The sequence below is a fragment of the Methylocystis borbori genome, from assembly GCF_036576025.1.
Classification (GTDB): Bacteria; Pseudomonadota; Alphaproteobacteria; order Rhizobiales; family Beijerinckiaceae; genus Methylocystis; species Methylocystis borbori.
This window is the reverse complement of record NZ_JAZHYN010000017.1, coordinates 41,183-61,943: the sequence shown is the minus strand read 5'-3', so window position 1 is coordinate 61,943 and position 20,761 is coordinate 41,183. Positions and strand designations below refer to the sequence as shown.

The 20,761-nt window shown below is 60.0% G+C and carries 22 protein-coding genes; 11 read left to right on the top strand and 11 right to left on the bottom strand.

Annotated elements, in window-relative coordinates:
* The 6 genes from V3H18_RS07845 to V3H18_RS07820 all read left to right on the top strand — a co-directional run.
* A partial coding sequence (locus tag V3H18_RS07845) for a DUF58 domain-containing protein (protein WP_456299374.1) occupies nucleotides 1-421 on the top strand: 421 nt, incomplete at its 5' end.
* 7 nt (nucleotides 422-428) lie between these two features.
* Entirely contained in the window at nucleotides 429-1,334 is a 906-nt protein-coding gene (locus tag V3H18_RS07840; RefSeq protein WP_332081453.1) for a nonribosomal peptide synthetase MxaA, read from the top strand.
* Nucleotides 1,331-2,371, top strand: a complete 1,041-nt coding sequence (locus tag V3H18_RS07835) for a vWA domain-containing protein (RefSeq protein ID WP_332081452.1) — start codon at nucleotides 1,331-1,333, stop codon at nucleotides 2,369-2,371. Before V3H18_RS07840 ends, V3H18_RS07835 begins: the two co-directional genes overlap by 4 nt.
* Nucleotides 2,371-3,009, top strand: coding sequence for an MxaK protein (locus tag V3H18_RS07830; RefSeq protein WP_332081457.1), 639 nt, complete (start codon nucleotides 2,371-2,373; stop codon nucleotides 3,007-3,009). The genes V3H18_RS07835 and V3H18_RS07830 overlap by 1 nt, the downstream gene beginning before the upstream one ends.
* The gene (locus V3H18_RS07825) at nucleotides 3,006-4,013 is read left to right on the top strand and encodes a vWA domain-containing protein (protein ID WP_332081451.1); all 1,008 of its coding nucleotides are present in this window, start codon (nucleotides 3,006-3,008) and stop codon (nucleotides 4,011-4,013) included. Before V3H18_RS07830 ends, V3H18_RS07825 begins: the two co-directional genes overlap by 4 nt.
* Nucleotides 4,010-4,537, top strand: a complete 528-nt coding sequence (locus V3H18_RS07820; protein ID WP_332081450.1) for an SRPBCC family protein — start codon at nucleotides 4,010-4,012, stop codon at nucleotides 4,535-4,537. The genes V3H18_RS07825 and V3H18_RS07820 overlap by 4 nt, the downstream gene beginning before the upstream one ends.
* Nucleotides 4,538-4,703: 166 nt before the next feature.
* On the opposite strand, the gene V3H18_RS07815 is transcribed toward V3H18_RS07820, so the two are convergent.
* On the bottom strand, nucleotides 4,704-5,336 hold the full coding sequence (locus V3H18_RS07815; protein WP_332081449.1) for a response regulator transcription factor: 633 nt from the start codon (nucleotides 5,334-5,336) through the stop codon (nucleotides 4,704-4,706).
* Between the two features lie 165 nt (nucleotides 5,337-5,501).
* Between V3H18_RS07815 and V3H18_RS07810 the strand changes: the two genes are divergently transcribed.
* Together V3H18_RS07810 and pqqA are read left to right on the top strand one after the other, a co-directional pair.
* Nucleotides 5,502-6,878, top strand: a complete 1,377-nt coding sequence (locus V3H18_RS07810; protein WP_332081448.1) for an ATP-binding protein — start codon at nucleotides 5,502-5,504, stop codon at nucleotides 6,876-6,878.
* 108 nt (nucleotides 6,879-6,986) lie between these two features.
* The gene (gene pqqA / locus V3H18_RS16645) at nucleotides 6,987-7,064 is read left to right on the top strand and encodes a pyrroloquinoline quinone precursor peptide PqqA (RefSeq protein ID WP_408631772.1); all 78 of its coding nucleotides are present in this window, start codon (nucleotides 6,987-6,989) and stop codon (nucleotides 7,062-7,064) included.
* Between the two features lie 23 nt (nucleotides 7,065-7,087).
* Here pqqA and V3H18_RS07805 read toward each other — a convergent pair whose 3' ends face one another.
* The 6 genes from V3H18_RS07805 to V3H18_RS07780 form a co-directional block, all read right to left on the bottom strand.
* On the bottom strand, nucleotides 7,088-7,231 hold the full coding sequence (locus tag V3H18_RS07805; protein WP_332081447.1) for a hypothetical protein: 144 nt from the start codon (nucleotides 7,229-7,231) through the stop codon (nucleotides 7,088-7,090).
* Between the two features lie 68 nt (nucleotides 7,232-7,299).
* Nucleotides 7,300-8,502 (bottom strand): NAD-dependent formate dehydrogenase, encoded by a 1,203-nt coding sequence (locus V3H18_RS07800; protein WP_332081446.1) that lies wholly within the window; start codon nucleotides 8,500-8,502, stop codon nucleotides 7,300-7,302.
* A 234-nt stretch (nucleotides 8,503-8,736) separates the two neighbouring features.
* The gene (locus tag V3H18_RS07795) at nucleotides 8,737-9,654 is read right to left on the bottom strand and encodes a LysR family transcriptional regulator (protein ID WP_332081445.1); all 918 of its coding nucleotides are present in this window, start codon (nucleotides 9,652-9,654) and stop codon (nucleotides 8,737-8,739) included.
* Nucleotides 9,655-9,996: 342 nt separating this feature from the next.
* Nucleotides 9,997-10,401: a group III truncated hemoglobin gene (locus tag V3H18_RS07790; protein ID WP_332081444.1), complete on the bottom strand. Its 405-nt coding sequence runs from the start codon at nucleotides 10,399-10,401 to the stop codon at nucleotides 9,997-9,999.
* Between the two features lie 232 nt (nucleotides 10,402-10,633).
* On the bottom strand, nucleotides 10,634-11,395 hold the full coding sequence (locus V3H18_RS07785; protein WP_332081443.1) for a hypothetical protein: 762 nt from the start codon (nucleotides 11,393-11,395) through the stop codon (nucleotides 10,634-10,636).
* Nucleotides 11,396-12,012: 617 nt separating this feature from the next.
* On the bottom strand, nucleotides 12,013-13,146 hold the full coding sequence (locus tag V3H18_RS07780) for a hypothetical protein (protein ID WP_332081442.1): 1,134 nt from the start codon (nucleotides 13,144-13,146) through the stop codon (nucleotides 12,013-12,015).
* A 253-nt stretch (nucleotides 13,147-13,399) separates the two neighbouring features.
* Here V3H18_RS07780 and V3H18_RS07775 point away from each other — a divergent pair, with 253 nt between their 5' ends.
* Nucleotides 13,400-14,743 (top strand): nucleotide sugar dehydrogenase, encoded by a 1,344-nt coding sequence (locus tag V3H18_RS07775; protein ID WP_332081441.1) that lies wholly within the window; start codon nucleotides 13,400-13,402, stop codon nucleotides 14,741-14,743.
* A 50-nt stretch (nucleotides 14,744-14,793) separates the two neighbouring features.
* On the opposite strand, the gene V3H18_RS07770 is transcribed toward V3H18_RS07775, so the two are convergent.
* The 3 genes from V3H18_RS07770 to V3H18_RS07760 form a co-directional block, all read right to left on the bottom strand.
* Nucleotides 14,794-15,009, bottom strand: coding sequence for a CsbD family protein (locus V3H18_RS07770; protein ID WP_332081456.1), 216 nt, complete (start codon nucleotides 15,007-15,009; stop codon nucleotides 14,794-14,796).
* Between the two features lie 319 nt (nucleotides 15,010-15,328).
* Complete coding sequence (locus tag V3H18_RS07765) at nucleotides 15,329-15,709, bottom strand: hemerythrin domain-containing protein (protein WP_332081440.1); 381 nt, start codon at nucleotides 15,707-15,709, stop codon at nucleotides 15,329-15,331.
* A gap of 157 nt (nucleotides 15,710-15,866) precedes the next feature.
* Complete coding sequence (locus tag V3H18_RS07760; RefSeq protein ID WP_408631771.1) at nucleotides 15,867-16,931, bottom strand: zinc-binding metallopeptidase family protein; 1,065 nt, start codon at nucleotides 16,929-16,931, stop codon at nucleotides 15,867-15,869.
* Nucleotides 16,932-17,383: 452 nt separating this feature from the next.
* Between V3H18_RS07760 and V3H18_RS07755 the strand changes: the two genes are divergently transcribed.
* Nucleotides 17,384-18,547 (top strand): NAD(P)/FAD-dependent oxidoreductase, encoded by a 1,164-nt coding sequence (locus V3H18_RS07755; protein WP_332081438.1) that lies wholly within the window; start codon nucleotides 17,384-17,386, stop codon nucleotides 18,545-18,547.
* Nucleotides 18,548-18,861: 314 nt separating this feature from the next.
* Nucleotides 18,862-19,650, top strand: coding sequence for a response regulator (locus tag V3H18_RS07750; RefSeq protein ID WP_332081437.1), 789 nt, complete (start codon nucleotides 18,862-18,864; stop codon nucleotides 19,648-19,650).
* Between the two features lie 186 nt (nucleotides 19,651-19,836).
* Here V3H18_RS07750 and V3H18_RS07745 read toward each other — a convergent pair whose 3' ends face one another.
* Nucleotides 19,837-20,580 carry a Crp/Fnr family transcriptional regulator gene (locus V3H18_RS07745; RefSeq protein ID WP_332081436.1) on the bottom strand — a complete coding sequence of 248 codons (744 nt, stop codon included), beginning with the start codon at nucleotides 20,578-20,580 and terminating at the stop codon, nucleotides 19,837-19,839.
* Between the last annotated feature and the right edge of the window lie 181 nt (nucleotides 20,581-20,761).

The window sequence follows — 20,761 nt, the reverse complement described above, 5'->3', positions numbered from 1 at the left end:
GGCGGAGCATGTCGCCGCCGCGCCCTGTTTCGGCGCGAGCGCGCGCGGCGTCCTCGACGCCGCGGCGCTTATCGGCGCGCAGCGCAAGCTCGTCGTGGTGATTTCCGATTTCAGGCTTCCTTCCTCGCTTCTTAAGGAAATGTTCGACGCCTTGGCGGCGCATGACGTCACGCCCATCATGCTCGCCGACTCGCAGGAGGAAGCGCTGCCCGAATGGGGCCTTTCGGAAATCGCCGATCTCGAAGACGGCCGGCGCCGGCTCGTCGTCATGCGTCCCGCCTTGCGGCGTCGATGGCGCGAACAGGAGGCGGCGCGCCGCGCGGCGCTGTCCCGCCTGTCGAGACGCCATGGGCGCGAGCTTTTCATCGTGACGGACCGGATCGACGCGCCGCGCCTGACGCGTCATCTGATGGCGGCGTGAGGCGTCGATGCGCCGCGCCGCGCTCGTCCTAGCCGCCGTCGCCGCGCTGCTGTCGGCGCGCGCGGAGGCCGCGACGGTCGAACTACGCGTCCCGCGCGCCTTCGGCTTCTTCATCGGCGATATCGTCGAAGCCATCGTCGACATTGAGCTTGCGCCAGGCGAGCGGCTGCAGGAATCCTCGCTGCCGCAGCCGGGTCCGATAACCACCCATCTCGATCTGCATTCGATTTCGGCGGCGCCTTTCGAGGAGAATGGGAAAAAGGGCTGGCGGTTGCGCCTTCTTTATCAGAACCAGTTCGTGGCGCTTGATGTCCGTCCGGTGCAGGTTCCGCAGCTTGCGCTCGCCTTTCTTGACGGCGAGACGCCAAAGACCGTCTCCGCGCCCGCCTGGAGTTTCCTTGCTGCGCCCTTGCGGGAGGTCGCGCCCCAACGGCGCGAGAGCGGCGCCGATTATCTGCAGCCGGATGTGAAAGCCGCGCCGCTCGATGAGTCGCCGCTTCGTCTCGCGACGACGCTTCTCGCCGCGGCGTCCTTTATCGCTTTGCTTTTCTATCTGCGCGATCGCGCTCTTTGGCCGTTCGAGGCGCGCAAGGCCCGCGTCTTCGCCGCGGCGGCGCGACGGATCGAGGCGCTGGCGAGGAAGGCGCCGGCGCCCGAATTCTGTCGTCAATCCCGCCTCGCCCTGCATCGAAGCATCGATCAGAAAGCCGGACGCGCGATTCATTATGAGGATGTCGACGCCTTTCTGGATGCACGCCCCGAGTTTCGTCCCGCTGGGGACGAACTCCAGCATTTCTTTGAGGCCTCGCGGTCCGCATTCTTCGACGCGCGATCTGCGCAAGTGGATGACGCGGAGACACGGCAGATCGTCGAGCTTGCCGAGCGTCTCGCCGCATTGGAGCGGACGGCATGAATTACGCCGTCGATACGCCGCTGCTTCTCCTTCTCGCGCCGCTGGCGCTGGCGCCGTTCCTTTTTTCATCGCTGCGGGCGTCGCCTGTGGCGAGCGTCGACGCGGCGCCGGCGAATGACCTCGTCTCGCGCATCTTCGCGATGGCGTTGTCGGCTCTGGGCGCGATCGCAGTGCTTGGCGGTCTTCTCGGCGCCGCTGGCCTTCATATGAAAGGCGGCAGGATTTCCAGGGCGGCGGAAGGCGCGGAAATCGTCGTGCTGATCGACCGCAGCGGCAGCATGAACGAGACATTCGCAGGCCGGCAGCCTTCGGGCGAGGAGGAGTCGAAAGCCGCCGCGTCGAGGAGAATCCTTTCCAATTTCTTCTCGCGCCGGCGTGACGATCTCGTCGGCGTCGCCGCTTTCTCCACCTCGCCCCTATTGGTTCTGCCGCCCACCGATCATGCGGCGGCGGTGCAGGCGGCGCTCGCCGCGACCGATCGTCCGGGGCTCGATTACACCAATATTGCGCGAGGCCTCGGACTGGCGCTGTCGATGTTCAAACCGGGCGACGGCGACAGATCGCGCGCCATTTTACTCGTCTCCGACGGCGCCGCGCGCATCGATCCCAAAGTGCAGGACCAACTCAGGGCCGACTTCCGCAAGGTCCGGGTCAATCTTTATTGGCTCTATCTGCGCACGCAAGGCTCGAAGGGAATCTATGATCCCGTGGGCGGCGAGGACGACACGCCGCAAGCGATGCCCGAGCGTCATCTCGATCTTTTCTTCAAATCGCTTGATACGCCCTATCGCGCTTTCGAAGCGGAAGGGCCGCGCGCGGTCGAGGAGGCGGTCGGGCAAATCGATCGGCTGGAGCGCAGCCCGATCGAGGTGGTCGAGGAGCTTCCCCGGCGCGAGCTTGCGCCTTTCGCCATAAGCGCGGCGTTGATCGCCGCCCTCCTGCTGCTTTGCGCCAAGCTTGCCGAGGCGCTGACGCGCCGCTTCGCGGGGGCCGTCGCCATGGACGTTGCGCTCATCCGCAAGGGAGGCGCGGCGTGATGTCTCAAAACGGCGCCTCCAGCCGCGATCCTTTGGGCGACGCCTCCGTGGCGCGCCGCGCCGCATTAGCGCTCGCCGGCTGGCGCGGCCGCTTTCGCGCCTATCTCATTATGGGCGCGGCGCTCCTATTTCCGCTTACGACCTTCGTCAGCGGCTTCTTCTGGATCAAGGCGCGCGGCGCGAATGAAGCCATCGCGCAACTTGCGGCGGGCCGCGATCTCGCCGTTGACGAGCGCGCCGAGCCGCAACTCGTTGCGGCGCGCATCGCCTATCTCGCGCAACGCGAGGAATTCGACAGGGCGCGCGCGCTTGTCGAGGCGCTTGACGACAGGGCGCCTGCGGCGCTCGCCGCCGCCGCGCGCTACAATCTGGGCAATGCGTTCCTGCGCAAAGGTTTCACGGCGGTTGAAAAGGGCGACTTCGATCATTCGACTCCCTTCATCGTTCTCGCGCGCCGCGAATATCGCCGCGCGCTTCAACTCTCGCCGGAGTTCTGGGACGCGAAATTCAATCTCGACGTGGCGTCGCGCCTCATCCGCGATTTCAAGGAATATGAGCGCAAGGAAGGCGACGAACTGCCGGCGGATCCCAAAAAGTTTTGGACCGACATTCCCGGCGCGCCGAAGGGCCTGCCATGATCGGCGCCTTCTTCAAAGACCCCCGCGCCTTGTCGCTGCTTGCGGCGCTCGTTTTGCTGGCACTCGCCTTGGTCAATCCTTCCTGGCCCGTCGTGCAGCGCAGTTTCGATGCGCTCGCGGTGATCGACATCACCGGGAGCATGAATACGCGCGACTATCGTCTGAACGATCGTCCGATCAGTCGGCTCGAATATGCGAAGCTCGCCTTGCGCGACGCGATCAAGCGTCTGCCCTGCCGTTCGCGACTGGCTCTGGGGGTGTTTACCGAGCGGCAGCCCTTCCTGCTCTTCGAGCCCATCGAGGTCTGCGCCGATTTCGCGCCGCTCGACGGCGCGATCCAAGGCCTCGACTGGCGCATGGCCTGGGAGGGGGACAGCCATATCTCCAGCGGATTATATCGCGCGATCGACATGGCGCGCAGTCTCGGCGTCGATCTCATTTTCATCACCGACGGCCACGAAGCGCCGCCCTTGCCCTGGTCCGGCGGTCCGCCCTTCGGGGGCCGCCCGGGCGAGGTCAAGGGCGCGATCGTCGGCGCCGGCGCCGACGCTCTGTCTCCCATTCCTAAATTCGACGACACGGGGCGAGAGATCGGATTTTTCGGCGTCGACGAAGTGCCGCATGAAAATCGATCGGGGCCGCCGCCGCCGGGGGCGGAGCTGCGCGAAGGCTATAATGCGCGCAACGCGCCTTTTGGCGGCGCGGCGGCCGTCGGCGTCGAGCATCTCTCTTCCCTTCGCGAGGCCTATCTTAAGGAGTTGGCGCAAGCGACGGGACTGTCCTATCGCCGTCTCGAACGCCAGGAAGACCTCGCCGCCGCGATAGAAGCCAGCGCGACGTCGCGCGCCAATCTCGGCGCGCGCGATCTTCGTCCATGGTTCGCGGACGCCGCGCTCGCCTGTCTTGGCGTTCTCTATCTCGCCATTCCGCTTTCCGAGCGGCTTCGTCTCCGTCGCGAACGCCGTGAAGCGGCTCTTTCCCTGAACCTAAGGAGAAGCAAGTGAAACGCAGCATTCTGACGCTTGGCGTCTTGTTGATGGCGGGATTCGCTCATGCGCATGGGCCGACGCCGATCAAAGTGGTCGAGAAAGTGACGATCGCCGCCGATCCCAAGGCGGTATGGGCCGTCGCCGGGAGTTTCGGTTCGATTGCGAAATGGCATCCCGACGTCGCGAGCGTGAAGGCGGAGGGCGGCGACAAGGCGGGCGCCACACGCGACGTCACGCTCAAAAAAGGCGGCGTGCTGAAGGAAGGCCTCGATGAATATGACGAGAAGGAGCTGAAATATTCCTATCGCATGTCCGATCCCGATCTGACGGCGCTGCCGACAAGCTCCTATTCCATGAGCTTTATCGTGCGTCCCGCGGCCGGCGGCAGCGAGGTCGAATGGTACGGCCGCCTCTATCGCGGCGACACCGGCAACGAGCCGCCTGAGGAACTCAACGACGAAGCCGCGAAAGCGGCCGTCAGCGGCTTTCTGCGCGCGGGTCTCGACGGACTGAAAAAAGCGGTGGAGTCGAAAAAGTAGGCTCGGCTTCTCCTGATCGTCCCGCGCTGGTCATTCCCGGCGGGCCGAAGGCCCGACCGGGGATCTAGAGTCGTAATGCGCGCTTATGGGGTTTGCTCTGGATTCCCGATCGCGCGCAAAGCGCGCGTCGGGGATGACAGGCGCGAAACGGTCAAAAGACGCGCCGTCAGACGATGCTCTTTGCGGCGCGGCTCTCGACGGCGATGCGGATAAGGTCGGCGCGCGAGCGCGCGCCGAGCTTTCTTTTCAGCAGCGTGCAGCAATTCGCGACCGTCTTGTAGGAAATCTTCATCGCATGGGCGATTTCCGCCATGCCCTTGCCATCGGCGAGCAGGCGCAGCGTTTCGATTTCGCGCGGGCTGAGATCGGCGAAGGAGTTGGATTTTTGCTTTTGATTGAAGAAAGCGAGCTTTTGCGCGATCTGGTTCGAAAGATAACGCTCGCCTCCGGCGACCGCGCGAATGGCGCGCGCGAATTGCGATGGGTCTTCGCTTTTCGCCATATATCCCATGGCGCCAAGCTCGATGGCGCGGGCGGCGAAAACCGGATCGTCGTTCATGGTGAAGACGATGATGCGCGACTTGGGATCGCGTTTGAGGATTCTGCGCAGCAGTTCATAGCCTGAGAGGCCGGGAAGATTAATGTCCAGCACCGTCACGTCTGGGCGCGATGCGCCATGCGCTTCGAGCGCCTCGTCGGCGTCATGGGCTTCGAGAATGTCGATGTCGGTTTGGCCGGCGAGCATTCCGCGGCATCCTGCGATCACCATGGGATGGTCGTCGACGATGAGAACGCGCATGATTTGGCCTTAGGTCGGGAACGCCGCGCATTATGTTGAATTGCCGGCCTTTCTGTCAATCTTGGACCCAGGAGAAGCGCTGGCCTCGCGGCTCTGTCAGCGCTGAAAAAATGCTAGGAATAAGCGTTCGCCTTCCGTCGGAATAGAGCTTTGTAAAGCCGCGCCATGCAGAACCGATCTCTAAAAGCGGGATTAAGCTGGCTCATCGCCTTCGCGCTGCTGGCGATGCTTGTCGTCAATGTCGCGATATTGGTCTTTCACGCCGGACCGCGGGTGCGGGACGAGGCCGACAATACGGAGCGGCTGGCGCGCGAACTTATCATCGCCGAACTTGCTGGGTTGCAGGAGAGCGTCGATCCCTTGCCCGATCTGCGGCGGCGTTTCGACAATAGGGAGAGATTTCGTCACATCAAGGTTCAGTTCCTCTCCCGCAACGAATCCTATCCCGTCATCGTCGCCCAATCCTCCGTCGATCAGCGTTCGGACATTCCGAAGTGGTTCGTGTCCTTCGTCGCGCCGAGCCCGAGAGTCAGCGTCATTCCCGCCGTTATCCGGGGCGTGCGCTATGGCAATATCGTCATCGCCTCCTATCCCGTCGACGAAGTGGCGGAGATATGGTCGGACGTGATTTCGCTCGCGACGGCGAGCTTGGTCGCGACGCTCATCTTCATGGGCGTGGTTCTGCTCCTCGTCAGGCGCTCGCTCGCGCCGCTCGATGCGCTGGCGTCGGGCCTCGCGCGGCTTGAGCGCGGCGAATCCAATGTGCGGCTTACGCTCAAGGGGGCGCGGGAATTCGGCGACATCGCGACGCGACTGAATTCGCTCGGGCGAACGCTCGATCGCGTGCGCGGCGAGAATCAGGACTTGCTGCAACGGCTCGTCCGCGTTCAGGACGACGAGCGCCGCGGCATCGCGCGCGATCTTCACGACGAAGCCGGCCCCTGCCTCTTCGCCATTCGCGCCGGCGCGTCGACGCTTGTCGAGACGATGTCCGAGGAAAAGCTCGACCTTAGTCTCGGGCGCAAGGCGGTCGTCGAGATACAAAGGGCGGGGGAGGCGCTGCAGGATGTCGTGCGCAGAATGCTCGACCAGCTGCGCCCGCCAGGCTTAAGCGAACTCGGGCTTCAGGCCGCGCTGCAAAGCCTTGTCGTCAATTGGCGCGGCATGCGCGACGATCTCGATCTGACGCTGGAATGTTCGGACGATCTGGAGCCGCTCGACGAGGCGGTGGCGCTCACCGCCTATCGCTTGGTTCAGGAGGCTTTGACGAATATCTATCGGCATTCAGAAGCCACCCGGGCGTGGGTGAGCGTCAGGTCGACGCGCCGGACGGCGCCCGGGGAAGGGGGCCGTTCTCTCGATATCATTGTCGAAGACAATGGCGTCGGCTTTTCTGGCGAGGGCGGCAAGGGGCTCGGCCTCCTTGGAATGACGGAGCGGGTCAAGGCGTTCGACGGGAGCATTTCCGTCGCCGAGCGGCCGGGAGGGGGCGCGAGGATCGAGGCGCGGCTGCCGTTGGGCGGTCGGGAACATTTGGCATAGTTCCGATAGAAATTTTCATGCTGCGCGATGAGGCGCCGCGGTGGTAGCGTCGGGGCCTAGCAATATCGGCGGCCTAATCGCCGCCTCACGAAAACGGGAGATGCGCCCATGGCCTGGACTTCGCCACAGATCGTCGAAATTTGCGTTGGAATGGAAGTCACGAGCTACGAGTCGGCCGAAATCTGACTAGACGCAAGATTTCCAATAATTCATGGCTCCCGTCGGGCGCGGCCCGATGGGAGCTTTTGTTTTTCGGCGTCGCCGGTCTGCGGGCGTCGCGGCGACATCAATCCTTTCAGTCCTTGGCGGATTTTCGCCGCCAATATTTTCTCGGTCACATCGAGCCTGCTCATGCGCGTCTCCTTCGTCGCGGCATAAAAAAGGCGTCGCGCGAGGCGACGCCTTTTCGGCTGTTAAATCGTCAGGCGACCTTGTAGCGGGCGGCTTCTTCCGATCCGCCGGTGGCGTCGCCGGCGCTATAGGAATGCGCGCCGGTTCCCGCGAGCTTGCCGCCGTCGACGATGAGATATTCGTCGCGGATTGGACGTCCCTCGAACCAGCATTCCAATATTTCCCGTACGCCCGCCGCATAGCGCGCTTGCGCGGAGAGCGACGTGCCGGAAATATGCGGCGTCATGCCGTGGTGCGGCATGGCGCGCCAGGGATGATCCTTCGGCGCCGGCTGTGGGAACCACACGTCGCCGGCGTAGCCCGCGAGCTGGCCGCTCTCGAGCGCGCGAACGATCGCGTCGCGATCGCAAATCTTGCCGCGCGCCGTGTTCACGATATAAGCGCCGCGCTTCATCTTAGAGAGAAGCTTGTCGTCGAAGAGATGCTCCGTCTCGGGATGCAGCGGGCAATTGATCGTCACCACGTCGCAGACCTTGACCATGTCCTCCACATTAGGATGCCAATGCAGATTGAGCTCCTTTTCAACCGACTCGGGCAGGCGGTGACGGTCGTAATAATGCAGATGCACGTCGAAGGGTTTGAGACGGCGCAGCACTGCAAGGCCGATGCGGCCCGCCGCCACGGTGCCGACATGCATGCCCTCGAGATCGTAAGAGCGCGTCACGCAATCGGCGATGTTCCATCCGCCCTTAATCACCCATTGATAGGAGGGAATGTAGTTGCGCACGAGGCTCAGGATCATCATCACGACATGTTCGGCGACGCTGATCGAGTTGCAGAAGGTCACTTCCGCGACCGTGATCTTGCGATCGATCGCCGCCTGCAGATCGACATGGTCCGAGCCGATGCCCGCCGTGAGCGCGAGTTTCAGCTTGGGGGCCTTGGCGATGCGCTCGGCGGTGAGATAGGCCGGCCAAAAGGGCTGCGAGATCACGATTTCGGCGTCCGCCAATTCGCGCTCCAGCGCCGAGTCGGGGCCGTCCTTGTCGGAGGTGACGACAAGCGTGTGGCCATTGCTTTCGAGATATTTTCGCAGGCCCAGTTCGCCCGATACGCTGCCGAGCAGCGCGCCGGGCTTGAAGTCGATCGCCTTGGGCGTGGGCAGCGTCTGGCCGTCGGGATAGCGGTCGATCTTAGGCAGATCGTCGCGCGGATAGGATGTCGGATAGCCGTCGACGGGATCGTCATAGAGCACGCATACAACCTTGGCCATTTGAGCGTTCCTTCCTTTAGAGACGGCAAGGGCGCGTGGGGATGTCAAACGGGTCCAGCAAATCAAGAGGATTTGTCGAATGCGCATCGACATCGGCTTTTCGATCATCGCCCTTGCGGTTCGGCCGGCTTGGTCGGTTTTATCGTCTTCGCGCCGGTTCGAACGGCGTCACGGTGAAATGACGAACGTCTTGGTTCAAATAAATTGGAGCTAACGGCTGATAGACAACCCCAATCAATGGGTCGTGAGCGGCTTTCCGAAGTCGCGCTCGAGCTTCATGGCGGAAGCCGCCTTGAGCAGCGCGGTTGCGAGAGGGGAGGCAGGCTCGCGATCGGTCACCACAAGCCCGATCTTTTGGCTATGCGCGGGACGAACAAGATCGAGCCAAACGAGATCGGCGGCGGCGCCGAAGACGTTGAAGAAAGTGTGAGGGACGATGCTGGCGTAATCCGCGCAGCGCAGATGCGAGCAAACGCCGAGAAAGGAATTGCAGACGATCGCCGGCTGGATCGCGACTCCGATCGACTTCGCGAGATTGTCCAGAATGCGCCGGTTCTGCATGTCGCGGCTTAAGAGACACAGTTTTTCCTTCGCCGCATCGGTCCAGGCGATCGAGCGCGCCTTCTCTCGCGCTTTCGTCCGCCGCGCGACAAAGACATATCGCTCTTCGTAAAGCGTCGCGCTCCTCACATTTTCGAGCGGCTCATTTTCGAGATAGGTGACGCCGCCGTCGAGTTCGAAGGCGTCGAGGCCGCGCTGGATCATGCGCGATGTCATCGATTGTATGTCAATCGAGACCGCGGGATGCTCGGCCGCTATAGGCGCCGTCAGAAAAGCCACCGCCGGCATGGCGGCGGGAATAACGCCAAGGCGCAATGTTCCAGTGAGGCCATGACGGAAGCTCGCGACTTCTTCCCGCATGCTGTCGTAGTCGATCAGAATTTGCTGCGCCCATGCGAGCGCCTTTTCGCCTTCGGGCGTCAGTCCGACGAAGCGCTGGCCCCTGACGATGAGGCGAACCTGGAGATAATCTTCGAGCTTGCGAATAGCGACCGAGAGAGTCGGCTGGGTGATGTTGCAGACTGCCGCCGTGCGCGCGAAATGCTTCTCCCGCGCGAGCGTGACGAAATAGGAGAAATGCCTCATCAGCATTTTGAACTCCCCAAAGGCGCAAGCATCCCCGGCTGGTCGTCAGCCTGTCCGATCTTCGAACCGGCGCGGCGTCGTCGAGGCGGCCGGCTTATTCGCTCGCCTTCGCTCTGTTAAGGATCATACAACGTCGGAGTTATTGTCATAAAGACTAACATCGATCAATATGGCGTTTCCGTAGCATGATTTGCTTTTTATATTATCTAAATGACTTTAGGAATAGTTTTAAGAAGATATCCATAGAGCGTATATTTCGGCGATTTTCCTCAATATAAAATCTGTTTATATATCGAAAATACAAAGCAACGGTCCCACGGGGGAGCGCATCGCCGGAACGGCGAAAGCTTACGCGGGCGGATGACGCGAAGGCCTGCCCTCCTTGTCGATGAAGGGAAAAAGGCCGGCCTTGAAGCTTTCGCCCATCATTCGCGCCTTTTCGAGCGCCGTCTGCGCATAGGGCTCCGGCAGGATGGCTTCCGTCGTGTCGGAGAACAGCGCGAGCCAATGGTCGATATGACGCGGTTCGATCGGCAATTGCAGATGCGCGGGAAAAGGTTGGCCGGCGTAGCGGTTCGTCTTCAAGAGAATCTTGGACCAGAAATCCGCGACGAGGCGCATATGCGCGTCCCAGTCCTGCACCTTGGCTTCGAAGATCGGGCCGAGCAGCGCATCCTGCCGCGCGCGGGTATAGAAGACGTCGACAAGCTTCTCGATCGCGGCTTCGATCTCCGCATTATCCGGCTCATTCATATCCGCATCCTTGAACGTGCAGCTTGCGCTCGACGGGCCGGGGCATCGCCGCGAGCCGCGGCGCGATTTTAGCGAACAAGCGCGATGGAAGCGCCGAGAAAATGCCGCCGGCCTTTTAGATCATCAGCTGCATTTGGACGGAATCGTCCAGAGATGCAGCTGACGCGATCTTTTTATAAGTTCAGAACGCGCTTTATGCGAAAAATCGGATTCCGCTTTTTCACAGCGCGCTCTAGTCATACATGTGATAGCCGCTGACATCGCGCAGTCGGTAGCCCTCTTTGAGCAGTCGGTCGAATTCCTCTTGATAGCCGTCGCCTAGCATTTGATGTCGCGCTTGCCACGCCGGGCCGTCGACCTTTTCCCAGATCGCCGCAAAATGCGGCTCATTGCCCGCGCGCCAGCCATTGACCTGGACGACGCGATAGCCTTGGCTGGCTAGTTCGTTAAACTGTTGCTGATATTGGCCCGAGGTCAAGCCATGCCGCGCTTGCCAGGGGGGCGACGCCCGCTTTTCCCAAATCGCAGCATAGCGATCTTGCCCATTGACGTTGTATCCGCTGACCGCGACGAGACGGTAGCCTTGACCCGTCCAGCGATCAAACTCGCGCTGGAATGTCGCGGCGTCGATATTGTGTCGCGCGGCCCACCCTTGGGACCCAGATTTTTCAAAGATAGCGGCGTATCGGTCTTGCCTGCCAACGGCGTACCCAGCAATGTGAACCGGCTTAAACCCGGCGCGCGTGAGACGATCGAATTCCGCTTGATAACGCGCATTCGACAATCCGTGGAAAGCAGCAAACTCGGGAGCGGAGCGTCGTTCGAAGATCGCCGCGTAAGTTGCGCGACCGCCAACGCTGTAACCGCTCACGTCGACGGGCCGATAACCCTGCGTCGTCAACTCATCGAAGGTTTGCTGATACTGGGCCGAGGTCAGACCGTGGCGCGCCTGCCAGGCAGGTCCGTCCGACTTATCCCAAATCGCCGCGAACAACGAGAGTTTCGGGTTTGTGGTAAGCGCCTGCCTTGTCGAGCCTGTACGGGTGGCGCGACAGCACCACTTCTTACTCCCCGTGACGCATGCGTTCCCGCTCGGTATGCCTGGCGGCGGCGACGCCGCTACTTCTCCGGCGCGGCACTCCCCATCGCAGAAGGGCGCCGTGCCGTCCCAGCGGCATTCCGAGCCTGCCGATGCAGGACAGCACAACGTTTTCGTGCCGAGAGCGCACGCCGATCCGAAGTTTGTGTTTTGGATGGCTGGAAAGGCGTCCTTCCAGTGGGGCGGGAGATCGGATGCGCGAAAGACTTCGGTTTCGCCTCCTCCACATGCGCCGGCGCACCAGGGCGCGGTTCCGTCCCAGCGGCAACTTTGCGCAAAGGACAAATGCGGAAGCAAGGCTGCGAGCGATGCGATGAGAAGGACTTTAAGAGATTGCATGATCAAACTCTCCTCACTCACTGAGTAGCGAGTCAGGTGCGGTCGCTATAATGATCGACCACAGCGCCTGAGTTCTGGCTATAACCCAGTTTATATGGAGACCTTCATTTCAACCGGCCATCGGCTTCGATAAAAAAAGAACGAGAATGGCTGGCGTCTGTGCGGAGCGGGCTCTATTGCGGGGCGCTTCCGAGACTCGCAAGCATGGCTTCGCCCTTGGGCAGACCCTCTACCTGTTCCACCGCGAACGAGCCGTCGAGAAGGCGCGCCGTCAGCGCGGCGATATAGCTGAAACGAGATTCGGTCCTATCGATCATATCGATCCACAGCTTGTCGCGCTGATCGAGAATTTCGACGATCGGCGTTATGGGAAGCTGCTCGCCCGTCCATCGGGGAAATTTATTGGTGAGTTTTTTCCAGTCGTCCTTCAGTCCGTCGCGCAGGGTGGGATCGTTGGTGAGCCTCGCGTCGCGCCCGCCTTTCTCAAAGGGAGTCTTGTTTTCCAGGAGCTCGCGCAGATGCGCCTGCGCGCGGCTGCGAAAGAGCGGTCTCAACCGTTCGGTGAAATAGCGCTGCAACAGCTCGATATAGGCTTTCTCCTGCAACGACAGATCAAGCGCAGTGAGGCCTTCCCCGACGCCGATCCTCGCCTGCGCGCGCTCAAAGAGTCCGGGAGGCCAGTCTGCCGCAGGACGGGAGCTGATGAGCAGCGTAACGCCTGCGGGAAGCTCGGGCGCCGAGGGCAGCAATTCGAGAAGCGAAAAATTTTCGGCGGAGGCGCCGGGCTCCGGCTCCGTCAGAAGATCGAGGCCGTCGATGCAGACGAGAAGGCGCTTGGCGCCTTTCGCCGCCGCGCAGTCGCGCAGACGGGCCAGCCAGGCGACGAAATCCTCCCGCGCCGCGGCGGGATTGTCATAGCGCAGGGCGGCGCCCGTCTGGGCCCGTTCCTCCGCATCGAGGGCGAATTCGCTGTCAAAGGCTGATTTCAACCCGTCAACGAACTGGCGGGGGCCGATCGCCTCTCCCTTGGGGATATGAAAGGCGATCGACCGGGCGTCGGCGGAGATCGAACTGTCGATCCCTTCGGTCTTGGTCGGGTCTTTCGCCGGACGCTTGCCTGTGACGCCGCGAATGAACTGGGTCTTGCCCATGCCGGCCGGCGCTCGCAACCAATAGATTCCCTTGTCGAATTTGCCGAAGGCTTGCCGGAAATGATTTCGGAGATAGGCAGGCGACATATAGTCGGCGTCCGTCGCGCTCCAATCGAATGATGCGTTCGAAACGGCGTCGCCGCTCGCTGTCGTCATCGCAATATCCTCCGGCTAGGGGAAGGGAAACGTCGCCTTTGGAACAAGGCGGGCCGGTGGATATCGCCGGCAATCAGCTATCGGCGACCTCAAGCATAGACCGTGCCCGCGCCGGCGGCGACGAGCGTTGCGCCCGCCTCCGCTTCTGGGCTATCTGCGTCAGAGCCGCCGCGCCTTCCCTCTCGATCAATGAATCCCGAGCATAGGCCGGTCGAGACAGAAAATATGGCGGCTTTCGCGGAGAGCTTCGACAATGTCCGACGCGCATAGCCAAATTGGCGGTCTCCTCGAACGCATCGGTCGGAAGCAGGTTGTGGTCGGCATTATCGGCATGGGATATGTCGGCTTGCCTCTCGCGCTCGCATTCGGCGGCGGCGGCCTTCGCGTTCTGGGGTTCGACACTGATCCCGCGAAGGCGGAGGCGCTCAACGCTGGCAAAAGCTACATCAAGCACATTGGCGACGCGCAAATCGCGGAGCTTCGCACGGCGGGATTTCTCGAAGCGACGGCGGATATGGACCGCCTTGCGGAACCCGACGCGATTTTGATCTGCGTGCCGACGCCGCTGACGCGACATATGGAGCCGGACCTGGCTTATGTCGTTTCCACCACCGAGACCATCGCGCGCCGGCTCAGGTCGGGACAGATCGTCATTCTCGAGTCGACGACCTATCCCGGCACGACGAATGACGTCATGCGGCCGATCCTTGAAAGGGACGGCCTGAAAGCGGGCCGCGACTTCTTCCTCGCCTATTCGCCCGAGCGCGAGGACCCGGGCAATCCGGAATATTCGACGGCGCGGATTCCCAAAGTCGTCGGCGCCGACGATGCGGGGTCGCGCGCCGTTGCGGAAGCCCTGTACGGCGCCTTCGTGCCGCGAACCGTCGCGGTTTCATCGGCCGCGGCGGCCGAGGCGGTCAAGATCACCGAAAATGTCTTTCGCGCCGTCAATATCGCGCTTGTGAACGAGCTCAAGGTCGTGTTCGCCGCAATGGGCATCAATGTCTGGGAAGTGATCGAGGCCGCGAAATCCAAACCCTTCGGCTATATGCCCTTCTATCCGGGGCCGGGTCTTGGCGGTCATTGCATTCCCATCGACCCCTTCTACCTCACCTGGAAGGCGCGCGAATATAATCAGCATACGCGCTTCATCGAACTCGCCGGCGAGATCAACAGCCGCATGCCGAACCATGTGATCGACGAACTGGCGAGGGCGCTTGACGCCTCTTCATGCCGCGGACTGAAGAATTCCCGCATTCTTGTCGTCGGCCTCTCCTATAAGAAGAACATCGACGACATAAGGGAAAGTCCGTCCCTTCGCCTTCTGGATCTGTTGCGCGACAGAGGCTCCAAGGCCGACTATTACGACCCTTTCGTCCCCGTCGTGCCTCAGATGCGCGAACATAAAGACCTTATCGGCCAGAAGTCGATCGAATGGAGCCTTGACGCGATCGGCGGCTATGACGCCGCTCTCATCGCGACCGACCATGATGAGATCGATTATGTGGCGCTCTGCCGGGCGGCCAAGCTCGTCGTCGACACGCGCAATGTCTGCGCTAGGGCGGGCGCCGACCTTTCGAAGGTCGTCCTCGCCTGATTGCGGGCAGAGAGGGGCCCGGCCTGAAAGCTGGGCATAGAGGAGGGGCCTTACATCCCGTTCAGCCAGTCATCGACTTCCTTCTTGACCTGCTCCTTCGTATAGCCGTAGCGCTCCTGGAGACGGCCTTCGAGCTGCTCGCGCTTTCCATTGATCTCGGTGATTTCATTGTCGGTGAGTTTGCCCCACTTTTCCTTCACTTTGCCCGCTGCCTGCTTCCACTGCCCCTGAATAGTATCCCAATTCGCCGCGCCAGCGGGGCTCATGAAGAGAGCCGAGGCGAAGCCGATGCAGGTCGCTGTGAGAAGAAGTTTACGCATTGCAGTCCCTCGCTGATTGCTATTGACCTGAATTGAACTCGACCGACGCCCTTAAGTTCCCCTCTGAGCTCCGGCGGCTCAGTTCGCCGAGAATGCTCACGCTGACGGCAATCAGTTCCGATCGCATCAACTTTCTTGTCCGCCAGCCTCGTGCATCGTCCGCATTTCCGGACTCGGCAATCCGGATGTCCTGATTTGCGCTTCAAGCTCCGCTTTGCGATCGGCCATCAGAGCGCCAAGCACCCGAAGATCGAGGTCAGCCTGTTTAGCCTGGGCGAACAGGCCGCCGCGTTTCCTCCTCTTTAACGTGATGCTTGATCATCTCCGCAAGCACTTTCACGCGCGCGTCGTAAAATTGATCAGCGGGCTTGCTTGCAGCAATCTCAGCGATGAGAACTTTTGCGCCGTCATGTTCGACATAAGCCTCGTTGGACAAGTCATCATCTATTTTCCCCCGACATGCCGGGTAGAAAATCTCCTCTTCGATGGTGGAATGAATGACGAGTATCGCGCAGATTTGCGCGGCGAGCTTTTGCTTCTGCTCCTTCCGGGACGCCTTCTCGAACTTTGCGAATAAATCCTCGACTCCGCGATGGTCGGCTTTTAACAAGTCGATGGCATCCAATGCATTTTTGGATTTCGGCATGGCAAAGCTCTCTCGATGGATGTCGCCTGCCGGGGTAACAGACCACGGGTCATTTTGTTCCTCACGCACTCGGGTTGACCCGAAATTCCGGCTTATCCCGCGCGAGAATGCTTATGCCGATTAGATCAAGCCAGTCAGATGTCTTTGCGAAAAAAATCTACGGATTCGACGGCCCGTCTCTGTTCGGCTCTTTGATCAGATTATGCACAAACTCGATTTTGCTTTTTATGACCTCATTGACCACGAAAGGATAAATATCCGGCATGCCCATGGCGCGATTTATCTCATTCAGTTTCACCGCGAGCACTGGCCAGGCGCTCCAAACTTTATCAAATTGCTTTTCGAGATAAGGATCGAAATATGGATGGGTGTTTTCTTCCGTCCCTACGGAAACGACTCCTAGAGCGCTCGCGGTCTCTAACGTGTCGACCATATGAAGATAATGCGCCCAGCTTTCCGCGAAATCCTCCCAGGGATGCGACGAGGCATAGGAACTGACGTAAAGGTCGGCCCAATTCTGTGGCGGGCCATCGGTGTAGTTCCTTTTCAGGCTCTCGGCATAATCAACGCGCTCGTCGCCAAAGATCACGCGAAACGCGTCGAGCCGGCGGCGATCGACGCCGATCAGCCTATCCCAGTAGTAATGGCCTATTTCATGTCGAAAATGCCCCAATACGGTTCGGTATTTTTCGTTCAAAGCTTCCTGACGCTTCAGTCGCTCGAGGTCGCTCGCCTCTGACGCGGCCAGCGTGATGAGTCCGGCGTCATGCCCCGTCATAACCTTACGCAAATTTCCCGATTCATCGATTTGGTCCTCAAGAAAGTCGAATGCGATTCCTTCGCTGGGATTTTCGATTTTCGTCGGCGCGGGAAGCCCCCATCTGTGCACGGCGTAAAAAAGCCGCCGCGCGCCCTGGGCCAGCTTCTTAAACGCCTGCAAATTTTCGGGGCTTTGGAGGTTGGGAATGGTTCTATTGTATTGGCAGGCGGCGCAATAGCGCGCCTGCGGCGAATGGCATAGCCAGTTACAGGCGCCATATTGAAAATTTTCACAAAGAGTAACGACTTGCCCGCTCTGCGAAAGCCAGGCGTCGCCTGACTTTTGCAGCGCCTTCATGGACAGATCGGAAACGCAAAATCCCAAAGTGTGGGCGCAGGTAAGGCAAATAAGATTATCAAAATAGACTGGGCTCGAACATTTATCGCAACGAAACTCGCGCATGATGGGCGTCCGTCCAACAAAGCAGGCGCTGGAGCGCCATCCATTAGATCTCGTTTGGGATTTTCGTCCCAGTTTTAACTGCCAAGACGCGGCCCCGCCCTTCGAGTGCGTCCAGCATCAGCCAAACACCACCGTCGATATTTCCCGCTCGGTTCAAGACAGCGCGAATTAATCCTTCAACCTCGTGAAGGCGTCGGTGTTCCCCAATCCCAATCAAAAAGGCCTCAAGGAGGCTAGCTTGGGCCATTTAAGGGTCAGACGTTCGCAAAAATATCGCGTGCTCGCCGGATATCGCTAAACTTAAGCGGCTCAGCTTGCGCATAAAGGGTTCGTTGCATCGCGCTGGACATTTGGAACGGGGACATAAATTATTTGTATAGGGAAATTTAGACATGGCTCTTACTCGAAGAAGACAACTCAAAACGGGGCGCTCCTTATGGCAAAGTTGGTCAATGAAGCGCGTGACCGTTGAAAGGATTAAGGGCCACCCCTCTTTCGACGCGATTGTGATTGGCGCCGGCGTGAGCGGCGCAATGATAGCTGAAGCTTTGACCGAAAAAGGTCTCGATGTCGCGATTATCGATCGGCGAGGCGCCGTGCTCGGGTCGACGCCGGCTTCGACGGCTTTGGTGCAATATGAGATCGACGTTCCCCTATCCAAGTTATCGAAGCAAATCGGAAAGGAGCGCTCCACGCGCGTCTGGCGACGCTCGAAGCTGACTCTTGACTCATTGCGCGAACGTACGCGCGCGCTCGGCGTTTCTGCGGATTGCGTCAATCGCGACTCTCTCCTTTTAGACGGCGACGAACTCGATCCCGACGCGTTATTCCATGAATATGAGGCGCGCCGAGAGGCCGGCTTTGAAAATGCGTTTCTCGACGCAAAGGCGGTGCGGGCTCGTTTTGGAATTAAGGGCCGCGCCGCGATTTTGACCTATGATAATATGGCCACCAATCCTCGGCGCCTCACGGCTGGCTATTTACATGCCGCCCTCACGCGCGGCGCGAAAATTTTTGCGCCTTACGAGGTTATCGGCGTGGACTGCGGCGTTCATCGGGTCACCCTGGAAATGGCCAGTGGAGAAACGCTCAAGGCGTCTTCCCTCGTTTTCGCGACGGGGTACGAATGGGTGAAGGGCATTCCTCATCCAGGGCAAAGCATCGCATCGACTTGGGCGCTCGCGACTCGACCCCAGCCGCGCCGTCTTTGGCCGGAGCATTGTTTCATCTGGGAAGCGTCGGACCCTTATCTCTATATGAGAGTCAGCCCCGATTTTAGAATAATTTGCGGAGGGGAAGACGAAGACTTTTCCGACGAGCCGATGCGCGATGCGTTGATGGATGAAAAAATTCAAAAAATCTCGATGAAGCTGAAGAAAATATTTCCTCAGCTGGACACGACGCCCGCCTTTCAATGGTGCGCCAACTTTGGGAAATCCGAAACGGGAACCCCGACGATCGGCGCTATTCCCGGCATGAAAAATTGCTACGCAGCGATGGGTTATGGCGGCAACGGCATCACTTTCTCCGCCATGGCGTCACAAATTCTGTCAACGACGCTCGCCGGCGGGATCGATCCGGACGCCGATTTATTTTCTTTCAATAGAAGTTTTTAGCGGACAGTCGAAGGCTATGAGTGGCGCGCAACTCATTCATGGGGGCGGTCATGAATCGGGTGGGAGCAGCGGCTTCGGGAAGCGTAGACAGGTTCGTCTGAAGCTTTGGCGACCGCCATCGAAGCGCGTCGAGAAATCTCCAAGGAAGAAGAAGGGACAAGAGCCGGTAGCCGGACGGCCGCCTCTGCGGGACCGACGACGCGTTCCGAACGATCCCGCATGGGTATGCGCGTACGAACGATGTCCCATTGCCGATCGCGAACCCTCATCCTATTTTCTCTTTTCCGACCAATCAGCAACAGGATTTCGCAGCGATGAGCTTATCTGAGGAGCTTGCGCCTCACTTGCCATATCTACGCCGCTTCGCGCGCGCGCTCTGCGGCGCCCAAGAGAGCGGAGACGCATATGTCGTCGCTACACTCGAGGCGCTTATTTCTAACCCGGACGCATTTCCGGCGGAGACGCCGCCCAAAGTCGGGCTCTATCGCCTGTTTATGAAATCATGGGGCGCGATTCCCCTGAATATGAGCCCACGGCTCGATGAAAATGTATCGGCCGCTCAGCGCAACCTCAGCCTTTTGACGCCAAGATCGCGGCAAGCCTTCCTTCTTAAGACAGTGGAAGGCTTTTCTCTTTCAGATGTCGCCGCGATCCTGGATATGGGGGAAAAAGACGTCGATCAGCTTCTTTCCGAGGCGGGCCGGGAGATTGCCGCGCTCGTCGCCACAGATGTTCTGATTATCGAAGACGAAGCTCTCATTGCACATGATATCAAATTCATTGCGGAGGATCTTGGTCATCGCGTCATGGGCGTCGCGCGCACCCATAGGGAGGCGGTGGAGCTCGCGTCGAAGAAGCGGCCGGGGCTCATTCTCGCCGACGTGCGCCTCGCCGATGGAAGCTCCGGCCTCAACGCCGTCAACGAACTGTTAGCAAGCTTCGAGGCGCCCGTTATCTTCATCACCGCCTTTCCCGAACGCCTGCTGACGGGCGAGCGCCCCGAGCCGGCCTTTTTGGTCAGCAAGCCTTTCAGGAACGAAACGCTCAAGGCGACCATCAGTCAGGCGCTTTTTTTCCAACGCAAGGCGTCACGGAGGGCCTGAGAATGATCGGGGTCAGCCCCTCCCATTTTCTCGCGCGTTCAATTGCGGAGTGAAAGCTGGATCAGGCAAGGTTGGCGCAATGGTCAGTCCCCAAGTCGCTTCCTTCGTCGGCGCAATAGCGGCCGTGGCGGCTTTGCGAATCTCGGGCGCTGCGCGCGCTAGAGCTGACGCATCGAGGATAGCGGGTCAATCGGGGTACACCCCTCTTAAAACTACCTCGAAATGACTTTTGATGCTCTCGTTGCAATCGCAAGCTTTCGCTGCAAGCAGATCTCTATTCTTGACGGTCAACTTACCCCGGGCGGTCTCCAAAACGCCGTCCGCCTTCAGATTTTGAATGACGCGGCTTGTATAGCTTCGTCCCACCCCCAGCAGAGAAGCCAATTGCTCTTGGCTTAAGGGGACTGTGTCGCTCCCTGTCCGATCGATGGCCGCGATGAGCCATTTTGCGGAACGTTGCTCGATGGAGTGGATGGCGTTACAGGCGGTCGCTTGGAACATCTGAGCCATGAGGCAGTCTGCGTATCGCGCAAAGAGGCGTCTGAAAGAGATTGATTGCTCTTTGGCCGCCTGGATGCTGCTCACCGTGGCGCATGCAAAATTTCCCCCGTATTTGACGATGATGCGGCAGTAGGCGGGCAGGAAACCAGAGCTCACAATGCCGCCGACGGCGCCTTCTCTCCCGACAAGCACGGTTTCCACATCGCGGCCTTCAATATTCGGAACCAGATATGAAACGAGGCTGGGTCCCAGCGGAAAATATACCTTCGCAATGTTGTCTCCGGGATTGTAAAGAACGTCTTCGCTTTCTCTGACCTCCTCCATCAAGAAACGCTCAATAAGCGCGAAGTCTTCGTTCCGAAGCGCTTGCAACAGATTGCTGTCCGGACGCTTTGGACGCATGGCGGAGCGTTTCCCTGATCTCGGCATCGAAGACCTCTGTTCACTATTGAACAGACATATAAACTCAGCAGAAATAAAAATGTTTCCTAATGCCTACCCGCTGCTAAAGGCGGCGTTGTCTTCAGTTGGGACGCAGCCCCGGCGGCGCGCGTCGCCAGTTTTATTGCGCCTCGATAAGCGGGAGATCGTCCGTCCCCAAGCCGATCTT